We start from the raw sequence: 13,022 nt of genomic DNA, 5'->3' as shown, positions 1-13,022 counted from the left end.
TTTCCATGGGTGCTAAAGTTAAAACTATGGAGCGCAGGGGCGCAACCTGGACCGAGCGAATCTACCTGATAGAAATCTGCAAGGGAATGGCCACCACCTTTCGCCATTTCCTCAGAAACCTGCTCGATAACTCAAAACTTTATGTCCGTCACTATCCGGAAGTGCAACCGGAAATACCGGTCCGCTGGCGTGGTCGTCACAGGCTCACCACCCACGAAGATGGTACGGTCAAATGCGTTGCCTGCTTCATGTGTCAGACCAACTGCCCCGCCAACTGCATCAGTATAGAGGCGGGAGAGAGACTTGACGGAAAAACTGAAAAGATGCCTGTAAAATTCACCATTGATCTGCTGGAATGCATTTACTGCGGTTATTGCGTGGAGGCCTGCCCTCTGGATGCTATCCGCATGGATACGGGTATATTCTCCGTTACCGATTACAACAGGGAAAGTTTCGTTCTCGGTCTCGAGGAGTTGCTGCAAACCCCTGGTGCATTTTCCGAAGAAGAATACAAAAAAGGGGGCGCTTGATATCATGTTTGCCGAGTGGTTATTTACCGGTTTTTCTATCCTGTCGGTTCTTGGCGCCATTGGCCTGGTCACATTTCGACACCCAATGAACGGCGCAATGAGCCTGATTGTCACCCTGATCTCTCTTGCCGGACTCTATGCGCTGCTGTCCGCCAAACTGATCTTTGCGATTCAGCTCATTGTCTACGCCGGGGCCATCATGTCCCTTATCCTCTTTATTATAATGTTTCTCAATATTCAGACGGAAGACCTTCCCGAGGAAAAAGGACGGTTTCTCTACCTGCTGGGTGGTGTGGTTGTTCTCGTGCCGGTTTTCACCTTCCTTCTCAAGGTTATAAAGAGTCTGCCGGACACTGAAACCACCATTATCGGAAACGGCTTTGGCGGGGTAAAGGAGGTTGGCCTTGTTCTCTTCAACGACTGGCTCCTCCCCTTTGAAATTGTATCAATTCTTCTGCTTGTGGCCCTTGTGGGCGCCATTGTACTTGCAGGAAAAAGGAGGATGAGCAAATGATCCAGAACTACCTCATCTTAAGTGTCATTCTCTTTTGTATCGGCATTCTTGGTGTTGTTTCCAGACGAAACGTCCTCACCGTTTTCATGTCGATTGAGCTCATGCTCAATGCCGCCAATCTCGCCTTTATCGCCTTCTCCAGATTTCACGAGAGCATGGACGGTCATGTCCTGGCAATGATGGTCATGGCGGTGGCCGCAGCGGAAGCGGCTCTTGCACTTGCGGTTGTCATTCTGCTGCACAAGCACAAAGGCAAACTGGACACCAATGTATTCAGCTTGTTAAAAGGGTGATTTCATGGAACATACAGTAAACTATCTCGGTTTTATCCCGCTTTTTCCCCTTCTGGGTGCTGTTGTGCTGGGGGTGATGCATGTGCTCACCTGCACAGAAGAAAAAAGTCCTTTTTCTGAAAAACTCTACGGTGTGCTGGCTTGTGTCGGTCCCGTTATTTCTTTTCTGTTCGCCCTGCTGGTTTTCTTTCAGCTCAAGGGCATGGCCCCGGAAGCAAGATATCTCAGCCATGACGCCTTCACCTGGTTCAGTGTTGGTGATCTCAGTGTCAAAATGGGTTTTCTTGCCGATCCTCTCAGCTCCCTGATGCTGCTCTTTGTAACCTTTATCGGCTCGTTAATCCATATTTACTCCATAGGCTATATGGCGGGTGACAGGAATTACGGGAAGTTTTTTGCCTACCTCAATCTCTTTCTTGGTTCCATGCTCATCCTGGTACTTGGCAGCGGCCCTGTTGTCATGTTCGTCGGCTGGGAAGGTGTGGGACTCTGCTCCTATCTCCTGATCAGCTTCTACAGTGAGGACACGGATAATGTTATCGCAGGAAACAAGGCCTTTATAGTCAACAGGATTGGCGATCTAGGCTTTGTCCTTGGGATAGCTTTTCTCTTCTGGGCTATTGGAGCGGGGGGATTTGACTATCTTTCCCTGAGGGAAAATGCCCATCAGCTTACTCCGGCCGTCGGCCTTGCCGTCTGTCTTCTCCTTTTTGTCGGCGCCTGCGGTAAATCGGCACAGATTCCCCTCTATGTCTGGCTGCCTGACGCCATGGCCGGGCCTACTCCCGTTTCCGCACTTATCCATGCTGCTACAATGGTTACCGCCGGTGTCTACATGGTTGCCCGTTTCAGCTTTATTTATGCCCATGTACCCGTCGCCGGAACGGTTGTCGCCTGGATCGGCATCCTGACTGCCCTGCTGGCTGCCATCTTCGGCATGTTCCAGCGTGACATAAAAAAAATACTTGCCTATTCCACGGTCAGCCAGCTCGGCTACATGTTTGCCGGCGTCGGTGTCGCCGCTTACTCCGCCGGAATTTTCCACGTCTTCACCCACGCCTTTTTCAAGGCACTGCTCTTTCTCGGAGCCGGCGCGGTCATCTATGCCCTGCACCATGAACAGGATATCTGGAAAATGGGAGGCCTGAAAGATAAAATGCCCAGGACATACTGGACCATGATGATCGGTGCCCTTGCACTTGCCGGATGTCCGCCTTTTGCCGGTTTCTTTTCCAAGGACGAAATTCTATTTTCCGCCCTGGCCACCGGCCATACCGGAATATGGATTATCGGTGTTGCCGTTGCCGGAATGACGGCCTATTATACTTTTCGGATGATATTTCTTGTCTTTCACGGTACTCCCCGCGACAGGGAAGCCTTTGACCATGCGGAGGAAGCTCCGGCAGTCATGACAATTCCCCTGATTATTCTGGCCGTCGGTGCTCTTTTTGCCGGTTTTCTCAACTTCCCCGCAATCTTCGGTGGACATCTCAAAGTCTCACACTGGCTTGCGCCCAGTCTTGTTGAACATCATCCCCACGTGGGTGTCAGCGTGGAGATACTGGCCATTGCCACCAGTATTATCGCCTTTGGGATCGGTATCAGTATCGCCTGGAAAAAATTCAGCCAGGGAGCAAAAGAGCCGGAATATACAGGATTTGCCAAATTCGGCTACAATAAATTTTATGTGGATGAAATTTATAATGCTGTCTTTGTTCAGCCGTACAAGGCTGTCGGTACCGTGATCTGGAAAAACCTGGAACCCAATGTCACAGATATTCATGTGAAATTATCCACCTGGCTGTACCGCAAAGGAGGCAGCGCCTTCAAGGTATTCCAGAACGGCTTTGTCCGGGTATACGCTATTTATATGGTCATAGGTTTGAGCCTTATGAGCCTGCTTCTCTCTCAATCGCTCAATTAGGTAAGGTGCAATAATGTTTGAAAATGTCCTTTCAGTCATGATCTTTCTGCCGATCCTTGCGGGTCTGGCGCTCCTCCTGTTTCCGGTTGGGAAAAGCGGTTCCAGGCTCACCGGATTCATTGTCTCCGTTGTTATTTTCATGTTCGGCATAGAATTATTCCTGGATTTTACAGGTCATGGCTCCATGGAATATGTGGTGAATCGGCCCTGGATTGACTCCCTCGGCATCAACTACAGCCTTGGCATTGACGGTATCAGCCTCCTTGTTCTCCTGGCATGTTCTCTTCTTTTCCCCCTGATTTTTGCTGTTTACTCAGGTAAAACCAAAGGGTACTACGCAAATCTTCTTATTGCCCAGGGAGCTATGCTCGGAGCCATCTGTGCCACTGATATTGTACTGTTTTACATCTTCTGGGAAATCATGCTCCTGCCGATTTTTTTCATGATAGGCCTCTGGGGCGGAGAAAAGCGGTTGGCCGCAACCCTGAAAATAACCATCTACACCATTGCAGGATCCCTGCTCATGCTGGCGGCCCTCATATACGTCGGGGTTTCATACCATTCCCAGTTTGGAGCCTGGAGTTTCAATATATCCGACCTGAGAAATCTTGATCTTTCCGGTGGCTTTGCGGTTACAGCATTCATCATGTTCATGCTGGCTTTTGCCATTAAAATCCCCCTGTTTCCCTTTCATACCTGGTTGCCTGATGCTTATACCGAGGCGCCGACTTCAACAACCTTTGTTCTTTCGGCCATCATGGCAAAAATCGGTGTCTACGCGGTTATTCGCTTTGTCATACCGATTTTTGAAATTGAATTCGCCCGGTTTGCCCTGCTTCTTTCCCTGGCAGGTGTGGTCGGCATGATGTATTGCGGTCTGGCCGCAATCACCCAGAAGGATTTCAAACGACTGCTTGCCTTTTCGTCCGCATCCCATATGGGTATCATTGCCCTCGGGGTTTTCTGTATGAATATTCAGGCGCTGAGTGGCAGCCTTTTTCAAATCGTGGCCCACGCTACAAGTACCGGCATTCTTTTCGTCTTCGCCGGTCTTATCGAAGAGAGAATGCATACACGGAATATCGGTGATCTCGGTGGTATCGCTTATCGGGCGCCAATCTTTGCGACCTTCTTCGGTGTGGCAATGCTTGCGTCTGTAGGCCTGCCCGGAACCAGTGGATTTATTGGTGAATTCCTGATTATTCTCGGTGCTGTTAAATTCAACGCCTTCATCGGTTTTCTCGCTGGAACTGCCCTTATTATAGGTGTCTGCTATATGCTGTGGATGTTTCAGCGGCTCTTTTTTGAAAAGAGCAATACAAAAACCGAAGGCTTTAAAGATTTGAGTCTTCTTGAGACTGTGACCTTTCTGCCGGTCATTCTTCTCATTCTCTTCATGGGCATCTATCCACAACCATTTCTGCAAAAAATTGAACCGGCCGCCCGAAATCATGTTGCCGGTTTTACAACCATAACGGCAACAGAAACTGTCGCCGAAACTGTCGTCCCCAGCCAGGAACACGACACCCAACACAAGAATTAAGGCCAGGATAAATTATTATGAATGATTTTCTTTCATTGCTCCCTCTTATTATAATCTGTTCAGGCGGTATTGTATTGATGCTCCTCTCCGTTCTTGAAACCATGAAAACGGAAACCGCCTCCTATATAAGCCTTGGTTTCTTTGGAATTGCTTTTTTTGTTCAATTTCTCATTGTCTGTTCCCCGGCGGCTGATCTTTTCGCCGGAACATTCAATTCGATGCTGGTGGCCAATTCCTTCACCAGGGTTGCCGGACTTGTTATCTTGGGTGCAGGTTTTTTCACGGCTATGAGTTGTCATACTTATTTTCAACAAAACAAGGTCTGCACGGTTGAATTCTATTCTCTTCTTCTCTTTGCAAGTTGCGGAATGATCCTGCTGACCCTGGCCAGAGAACTGATTACCGCCTTCATCTCCCTGGAAATCATGTCCCTTGCTATCTATATCCTGGTCGGGTATGACCGAAAACGTGTAACCAGCACGGAAGCTCTGCTCAAGTATCTCATGCTCGGGGCCTTTGCCGGAGCCTTTTTTACCATGGGAACAGCCCTGATCTATGGTGGAGCCGGTTCCACCAGATTTCTGCAAATCAGCAATTACATCTCTGCAAACTCTGCGGGAACGCCACTTTTTATTGGTGGTGCCTTTTTTATTCTGGTAGCCTTTCTTTTCAAGGTCGCCGCTTTCCCTTTCCACGCCTGGGTCATTGATGTCTATGATGGCGCGGCTACTCCTGTAACCGGCTTTATGGCCACAGCCCTGAAGGCGGCCGTATTCACTGTTTTTGCCAATTTTCTTGCCATCAACGGAGCCCTGCAGAAGGAATGGATAACTTTTCTCTTTTATATCGCTTTGTTTACAATGTTCGGAGGAAACCTGATTGCCATAGGCCAGTCAAATATCAAGCGTATGCTTGCAGCCTCCGGTATTGTTCATTCCGGGTATCTTCTTATAGGGCTGGTTGCCATCAGCACCAGGAGTTTCACAGGGTCGGTAATTGCCTATTATCTTGCGGCTTATGCTGTCGGCACACTTGGGATTTTTGCCGCCCTCTCTTATCTTGGGGGGAAAAATGAGAGCAGAGTATGTTTTGACGATTTCAAAGGCCTTGCAAAAGTCCGCCCCTATTCCGCTGCCGCGATTACGGTCTTCCTGCTCTCCATGGCAGGTATTCCACCTACGGCCGGTTTTATGGGTAAATTTTATATTATTACCAGTGCCATTTCCGAAGGTCAGATTGCCCTTGCCGTTTTCGGTGTCATCAGCAGTATCCTGTCCATGTGGTACTATCTGAGACTCATAATCTCCATGTATTTCAATGAAGCTGAAGACAGTTTCGAGATTGAGAAATCTCCCTTTGCTCCAGTCTGCACCTTTATTCTGGCAGTCTGCGTTTTTGCAATAGGACTCTACCCCATCGTTATTTAATCTCTCTGATGGCTTTTACAACCACACCACATTGTGGCATTTTTTTGGAATTGTATTACAGTAAACAGAGAACAACGTAATTACTCATATTTTCCCTGGATTTTTGCAGATTGTTCTTCGCTATAGCCTACCGTACCGATGCGGACAAAAGAGACAATGAATAGCAGGGGCACCTGTGAGCCATCACATCACTATATAAACCGGGAGTCAGCCATATGAAAGTAAAGGACATATTAGCTGTTAAAGGCAGTCAGGTCAGAACGGTTCACGAAGATATCTCAGTTATTGACGCAATGTCGATTTTCTCCGCAAACAGGGTTGGTTCGCTTCTGGTTGTCGATAAAAACGATGCCATCCTCGGCATCATCGCAGCCCGGGATGTACTGATGGCTGTCCTGAATGACCTGGACAGAATCACCGAGCTGCCGGTTAAAGAGATCATGACCAGGGAACTCATTGTCGCCACAGAAAATGATGATGTCGATTATGTACAGGCTATCATGACAGAAAACCGTATCCGGCACATTCCCGTTATTGAGGGAAGTGATCTCAGGGGGCTTATTTCCATTGGGGATGTTGTTAAAGCCCAATTGAAGAAAAAGGATGTGGAAAACAAATATCTTAAGGATTACATTGCCGATAAATATCCGGGATAACAGTTTTTCCTTTCTCAACCCGAAAAGCCCCTCAGGATTTTTCCTGAGGGGCTTTTTTGTTCTGCCATCCTTACGCGGCAGGCACTCCCGAGCACCACCTCTTTTTACGGTCTCTTTTCTTCAGATAAACTGGCGTGGCCGGATGCTATGGCTCAACCACAAAAAGCCGGTGAAAATCTGTAATACCGTATCACTGCAGGTTTAAATTTATGAAAACAACTCGGTGTAAACTTCGTAATCATTATTTACTCACCGGGGCGGCGTTATTCTTTCCGACCAAAATATTTTTTTGTTTCAGAAACGACCACCGGAGTAAGAAAAATCAAACCAATAAGGTTTGGAACAGCCATTAATCCGTTCAATGTATCAGAGATATTCCAAACAAGACTTAATTTGGCCATTGCACCAACCCCAACAAAACAGACAAAGACAATCCTGTAAGGCAGAATTGATTTGACACCGAACAGAAATTCCATTGACTTTTCACCATAATAGCACCATCCGAGAATGGTTGAATAGGCAAAAAGGACAATACCCAAGGTCACCACATGAGCTCCCCCCGGCATTCCGGCAGCAAATGCTTTCGTTGTCAGCTCCGCTCCTGTATCTCCACTGGACCAGAGTCCTGTAAGGATCAATACCAGGCCGGTCATTGTACAGACGATTATCGTGTCGATAAAGGTCTGGGTCATGGAAACCAGAGCCTGACTGATCGGAGATTTGGTCTGGGCTGCCGCTGCCGCAATCGGCGCACTCCCCAAGCCAGATTCATTGGAAAAAACACCCCTGGCAACACCCATTCGAATAGCCAGCATTATTGAGGCCCCTGCGAACCCGCCTACGGCCGCGGTCGGATTGAAAGCCTGCTTGACTATGAAAACAAGTGCAGCCGGCACCTCTGCAATGTTCACGAGAATGATATACCCTGCACCTGCAACATAAAAAAGAATCATGATCGGCACAAGAAAACCTGTCACCCGACCGATATTTTTAATTCCGCCCAGCACAACCGCAGCTGTACAGACCATCAGGACTATTCCGGTTATCAATGGTGAAATCGAATAGGTGGCTTCCACAGCATCGGCAACAGAATTTGATTGAACCATATTGCCAATACCAAAAGCTGCAACCGCCGCAAAAACTGCAAAAACGGTCCCAAGCCACGGCATTTTCAATCCTTTGGAGATATAGTACATGGGTCCGCCACTCATCTCCCCATTTTCGTCAATCTCCCTGTATTTTACTGCCAGAACCGCCTCCGCGTACTTTGTCGCCATTCCCACGAGGCCTGTTATCCACATCCAGAAAAGAGCGCCTGGACCACCAACAGCAATTGCGGTAGCAACCCCCGCAATATTACCGGTACCCACTGTAGCCGACAGGGCCGTCATCAATGCCTGGAAATGGGTGATATCCCCTGGTTCATCACTGTCTTCCTTTCTCTTTATGAGAGCAAGATAAAGTGCATGGCCCAGTTTGGTAAACTGCAGTCCACGAAGGGCGAAAGTCAGCCAGAATCCGGTACCGACCAGGAGGATCAGCATGGGCGGCCCCCATGCAAATGCACCGATTTTACCAACAATCGCATCAAGCGAATTCAAAAAATCCATATCTTCTCTCCTTTTAACTGAATCTGGAATAATAAGCAGTTCCAGTATAGAACCGCAGCCGAGACCAACAGAAAGCAGGGTTTCCCACTTCCCTGCGATACCAGTGCAATAGGCTTGCCATTCTTCCATACAACTTAATTTGAATTATCCGGGGAAAACCTGGGGATTTCTACTACTATCAGTTGTAATATCAAAGAGATAGAAAAAAGAAAAAGATTATGAAAAAACAAATGGAATATAACGGGAAGACAGGAGGTTTAAAAATAGCGGGAATTGGAACTATTTCATACCATTAGTTTCAAAACAACGTCTATTCTATTAATATTAAAGCAACTATACCGTATGGTACTTTTTAATTCCAGTGGAAACCTTTATCACCTTTACGAAGTTTGTATTTCGCAATTTTCCTGATCAATGCGGTATGGGAAATGTTTAGTGCCCTGGCAGCCTGACGAATACTGCGTGCCCTGTTGAGACTTTCTACAATAATCTGCATTTCATATTGGCCCATGAGACTCTTGAGCCCCATGCCGCTCTGAACATTCAATCCCTCATCTCGATGAACGAAGGTATCCACTTCGCTGCTGATAAGAATGGAATCCACATCCACCATGTCTGAATCACTCAATATTGCGCCCCGTTCAATCACACTTTTCAGCTCCCTGACATTTCCGGGCCAGGTGTATTTCAACAGTTTTGCCAGGGCAGCCTTGCTGAGAACCTGGTCTTTTTTGCCAAGTCTCGCATTGAACCGATGAAGAAAGGCTGCTGCCAGGAGAGGAATATCGATCAATCGTTCACGCAGAGGGGGAATTTGAATGGTAAACCCATTGATTCGATAATAAAGATCCTCCCTGAAACGCTTTTCACGGATGAGTTTTTTCAGGTCCATATTTGTTGCAGTGATCACCTTGGCATCGACGGGTATTTCATCATAACCGCCGATTCTCCTGACAACACCCTCCTGAAGGACCCTGAGAATTTTTGCCTGGGGTCCGGGCGGCATATCACCAATCTCATCAAGAAATATTGTCCCGCCGGCTGCGGCCTCAAACAGACCGGGTTTACCTTTTTTCCTTGCGCCGGTAAAGGCCCCGCGGGCATAACCGAAGAGTTCACTTTCGATAAGAGATTCGGGAATGGCCGCACAATTTATGGGAATAAACGGGCCTGAGCGGCCACTTTCGAAATGAATTGCCCTGGCGAAAAGTTCTTTACCGGTACCACTTTCACCGGAAATAGAAATGATCGCATCCGTATCTGCAATCTTCCTGGTGAACTGGATCAGATTTCGTACCACAGGGCTTTGACCAATGAAATCGTCAAAAGTCACCTGCAGTGGTCGGGAAACGGCATCAACCATCTCCTTGACCTCTTTAAGATCCTGTAGAAGCAAGACGGCACCGACACGATTACCGGAAGAATCATTAATTGGTTTGGCTGAACCGTAGAATTCGATCCGTCCCCGGTTTGTAATGACACTCTTTCTCCGGCTGACCTGAATCCCTTTTTTCAGACATTCAAGAAGGATTGAATTTTCCAGGGCAAGCTCGCTGATATGACTTCCGATAACCTGCTCATAGATCAAACCGAAAATATTACAGGCGACACTGTTGATGGTATTGATTCTACCACTCTCATCAACTGAAATTATACCCTCGCTCATCCCGTCAAAGAGAGTACGAAACCATTCCTCCCTCGTTTCATGGGGGAGCCACCGTATCCGCCTCCATTCCCGGATACCAGGAAGTGCGGGAAAAAGCTCGAGAAGCACAGAATCATCAAAATAATAATCCGGTTTTTCAATCTCGAGTGAAATGGTTGCCAGACCCTGCTTCTGCTGCAGTTCCATGGTCACAATGTTAAGGCTCTGCTCAGTCATGAGCCTGGCAACATCAAAAACCAGGCCTATTCTGTCCTTAAATTTCAGTTCAAACTTTAAATTGCCGGACATATGGCACCATTTTCCTGAATCAACCGCCCAGGTATGCCTTTTTCACATCAGGATTATCAAGCAGTTCTTCTGAAGTGCCTTCAGCCGTAATTTCGCCCGTATCAAGAACATACCCCCGATGGGCAAGATGAAGGGCAAGGCTGGCGTTCTGCTCGATCAGCAGGATCGTCATACCCTCTTCATTGAGACGCTTGAGGGTGCGGAAAAGCTCATACTTCAGCACCGGAGCCAGCCCCATGGACGGCTCATCCAGAAGAAGAAAAGTACACCCGGTCATCAGTGCCCTGCCAACGGCCAGCATCTGCTGCTCACCGCCGGAAAGGGATTCGCTTCGCTGATTTTTTCTCTCCTCCAGCCTTGGAAAAAGATCAAAGACTCTCTGGTATTCGGTAGAGAAATCAGTGTCTTTGTCCCTTGCGTAGGTGGCAAGAATAAGATTTTCCATCACCGTAAGATTTCCGAAAATATGCCGCCCTTCGGGAACCAGTGCAAGCTGGAGATCTTTGACAACTGACGATGCCTGGGTTTTCAGGATCGATTCACCCTTGAATTTGATATCACCCTCAACAACCCTGGGTGCTTCCGGCGGCGGCAGCCTGGTAACGGAGTAAAGACTCGTTGTTTTTCCTGCACCATTTGCCCCGATCAGGGTCACAATTTCACCCTCATTCACATGAAAGCTGATGCCGTGCAGGGCCTGTATATTGCCGTATTTTACTTTGAGATTTTCAACAGAGAGCAACATTATATATTATCGTCTCCCAGGTAGGCGGAGATAACCGCGGGATGATTGCGGACATGTTCAGCGGTACCTTCCGCTATCGTCTGTCCAAAGTCAATTACCTTTATATCGTCACAGAGCTCCATCACCACATCCATATGATGCTCTATCAACCAGATGGTCACATCGAACGTCTTGTGAATCCACTGTATAAGCCTGATCAACTCCTGCACATCGGCGGAATTCAATCCGGCAGCCGGTTCATCCAGCAGCAGCAGCTTTGGCTTTTCGGAGAGGGCCCGCACAATTTCAAGTTTGCGCTGCAGCCCATATGGCAGATTGGTGGGGTACTCTTCCGTGTATTTATCCAGCTCAAATATTTTCAGTAGTTCCCGAGCTTCTTGCTCAATACGTTCTTCACACTCAAAATAATCACGGCTGCGAAGAATGGCTTTGAAAAAACCGTACTCCAGCTTTCCATGCTGGGCCACCCGGATATTATCGAGCACGGTCATCTGGTTCCACAGCCTGATATTCTGGAAGGTCCGGGCAACTCCAAGAGCCGTCACTTTATGGGGTTTTAATCCCGCTGTTGACTTGCCACAGATGAAGATCTCCCCCTCGGTCGCCTGATAAAAACCGCTGACCAGGTTGAATACCGTTGTTTTACCGGCTCCGTTGGGTCCGATCAAACCTGCCATACCGTTTGAGCCGAGGCTGACATTAAAATCGGATACAGCCGTCAGTCCGCCAAAACGCTGGGTCATATTGCGAATTTCAAGAACCGGTGGTTCCTGTGTAGTAGTATTTGTCTGCATAGTTATTTAAACCGATAGAAACGTTTCAGCCTTGGAAAAATATCGGAAAGTTCCCGATTCCCCATGATGCCTTCCGGACGAAACTGCATGACTATTATCAGAATAAGCGGGATGATAACCCACTTCAGAATCTGCAGCGGACGAAGCAATTCCAGTAAAATGGTGAAAAATATCGCAGAGATGACGGCTCCTGAAAGGGAAGCCATCCCCCCGAGATAAACCATGACCAGAACTTCCGTCGATTTCAGGATATTAAAACTGCCCGGATTGACATAACCGATAATATAGGCAAACAGTCCACCGGCAATCCCGGCCAGACCTGAAGAAAGCATGAATGTGATCGTCTTCATTTTATTGGTATTCACACTCATGATTTCCGCGGCCACCTCATCCTGACAGATGGCGGAGACACCCTTGCCGAAAGTAGAGGAATTGTATCGTCGCAGAATCCAGACAGTGAAAACTGTAAAGAGAAAAACCCAGATAACCATCCATGGCAGATCAATCGTATCCCCCATGGCATTAACAACCTTCTTCATCCCCATGAATCCACGGGAACCACCGATAACACCCAGGTTTTCAATGAGACTGATAATAATATAGTTTGCCGCGATAGTAATAATGGCAAGATAATCCCCCCTGGTCTTATAGGAAGGCAGAGCAACAAGCAGGCCCGCAACAGCGGCTGCAATCCCGCCAACCAGAATAAGAAGAGGAAAACAATAGATGGCAAGCCCGGGATCCAGAAGTGGCGCCCCAAATACCTTATCCTTGGAAAACAGCAGAACACCGAGAATGGAAGAGACATAAGCCCCCACACACATGAATCCGGCATGACCACAGGAAAATTCCCCCATATTGCCGTTCACCAGATTGAGACTGGTGGAGAGAATGATATTGACTCCCATGAACATCATTACCGACAGCACATAAAGACCTATGGCTTCCTGGTAGGCAAAATATGTTATGGTTCCACCGAAAAGGACCAGCAGCAGATGCACGGAATATCGTTGCAATATTGATTTCATTGGC

The 13,022-nt window shown here is 47.8% G+C and carries 12 protein-coding genes; 7 read left to right on the top strand and 5 right to left on the bottom strand.

Features of this window, described 5'->3' with window-relative positions:
* Nucleotides 1-5: 5 nt before the first annotated feature.
* The 7 genes from ACXLDX_RS03860 to ACXLDX_RS03830 all read left to right on the top strand — a co-directional run bounded on the left by ACXLDX_RS03860 (nucleotide 6) and on the right by ACXLDX_RS03830 (nucleotide 6,887).
* Entirely contained in the window at nucleotides 6-530 is a 525-nt protein-coding gene (locus tag ACXLDX_RS03860; protein WP_457575872.1) for a NuoI/complex I 23 kDa subunit family protein, read from the top strand.
* Complete coding sequence (locus ACXLDX_RS03855) at nucleotides 490-1,044, top strand: NADH-quinone oxidoreductase subunit J family protein (protein WP_457575871.1); 555 nt, start codon at nucleotides 490-492, stop codon at nucleotides 1,042-1,044. The genes ACXLDX_RS03860 and ACXLDX_RS03855 overlap by 41 nt, the downstream gene beginning before the upstream one ends.
* Nucleotides 1,041-1,337, top strand: a complete 297-nt coding sequence (nuoK, locus tag ACXLDX_RS03850) for an NADH-quinone oxidoreductase subunit NuoK (RefSeq protein ID WP_457575870.1) — start codon at nucleotides 1,041-1,043, stop codon at nucleotides 1,335-1,337. The genes ACXLDX_RS03855 and nuoK overlap by 4 nt, the downstream gene beginning before the upstream one ends.
* A 4-nt stretch (nucleotides 1,338-1,341) precedes the next feature.
* Nucleotides 1,342-3,261: an NADH-quinone oxidoreductase subunit L gene (gene nuoL / locus ACXLDX_RS03845; protein ID WP_457575869.1), complete on the top strand. Its 1,920-nt coding sequence runs from the start codon at nucleotides 1,342-1,344 to the stop codon at nucleotides 3,259-3,261.
* 13 nt (nucleotides 3,262-3,274) lie between these two features.
* Nucleotides 3,275-4,804 carry a complex I subunit 4 family protein gene (locus ACXLDX_RS03840; RefSeq protein WP_457575868.1) on the top strand — a complete coding sequence of 510 codons (1,530 nt, stop codon included), beginning with the start codon at nucleotides 3,275-3,277 and terminating at the stop codon, nucleotides 4,802-4,804.
* Between the two features lie 17 nt (nucleotides 4,805-4,821).
* On the top strand, nucleotides 4,822-6,231 hold the full coding sequence (locus tag ACXLDX_RS03835) for an NADH-quinone oxidoreductase subunit N (RefSeq protein ID WP_457575867.1): 1,410 nt from the start codon (nucleotides 4,822-4,824) through the stop codon (nucleotides 6,229-6,231).
* Nucleotides 6,232-6,446: 215 nt separating this feature from the next.
* Nucleotides 6,447-6,887 carry a CBS domain-containing protein gene (locus ACXLDX_RS03830; protein ID WP_457575866.1) on the top strand — a complete coding sequence of 147 codons (441 nt, stop codon included), beginning with the start codon at nucleotides 6,447-6,449 and terminating at the stop codon, nucleotides 6,885-6,887.
* Between the two features lie 263 nt (nucleotides 6,888-7,150).
* On the opposite strand, the gene ACXLDX_RS03825 is transcribed toward ACXLDX_RS03830, so the two are convergent.
* The 5 genes from ACXLDX_RS03825 to ACXLDX_RS03805 all read right to left on the bottom strand — a co-directional run bounded on the left by ACXLDX_RS03825 (nucleotide 7,151) and on the right by ACXLDX_RS03805 (nucleotide 13,018).
* On the bottom strand, nucleotides 7,151-8,497 hold the full coding sequence (locus tag ACXLDX_RS03825) for an alanine/glycine:cation symporter family protein (protein ID WP_457575887.1): 1,347 nt from the start codon (nucleotides 8,495-8,497) through the stop codon (nucleotides 7,151-7,153).
* 352 nt (nucleotides 8,498-8,849) lie between these two features.
* Nucleotides 8,850-10,451, bottom strand: a complete 1,602-nt coding sequence (locus ACXLDX_RS03820; protein WP_457575865.1) for a sigma 54-interacting transcriptional regulator — start codon at nucleotides 10,449-10,451, stop codon at nucleotides 8,850-8,852.
* A 19-nt stretch (nucleotides 10,452-10,470) separates the two neighbouring features.
* Nucleotides 10,471-11,196 carry an ABC transporter ATP-binding protein gene (locus ACXLDX_RS03815; RefSeq protein WP_457575864.1) on the bottom strand — a complete coding sequence of 242 codons (726 nt, stop codon included), beginning with the start codon at nucleotides 11,194-11,196 and terminating at the stop codon, nucleotides 10,471-10,473.
* On the bottom strand, nucleotides 11,196-11,990 hold the full coding sequence (locus tag ACXLDX_RS03810) for an ABC transporter ATP-binding protein (protein ID WP_457575863.1): 795 nt from the start codon (nucleotides 11,988-11,990) through the stop codon (nucleotides 11,196-11,198). The genes ACXLDX_RS03815 and ACXLDX_RS03810 overlap by 1 nt, the downstream gene beginning before the upstream one ends.
* A 2-nt stretch (nucleotides 11,991-11,992) precedes the next feature.
* Nucleotides 11,993-13,018: a branched-chain amino acid ABC transporter permease gene (locus ACXLDX_RS03805; protein ID WP_457575862.1), complete on the bottom strand. Its 1,026-nt coding sequence runs from the start codon at nucleotides 13,016-13,018 to the stop codon at nucleotides 11,993-11,995.
* Between the last annotated feature and the right edge of the window lie 4 nt (nucleotides 13,019-13,022).

This window comes from Desulfomarina sp. (assembly GCF_054039375.1).
Note: the sequence above shows the minus strand (reverse complement) of the source record. Positions and strands in the feature narration are given on the sequence as shown.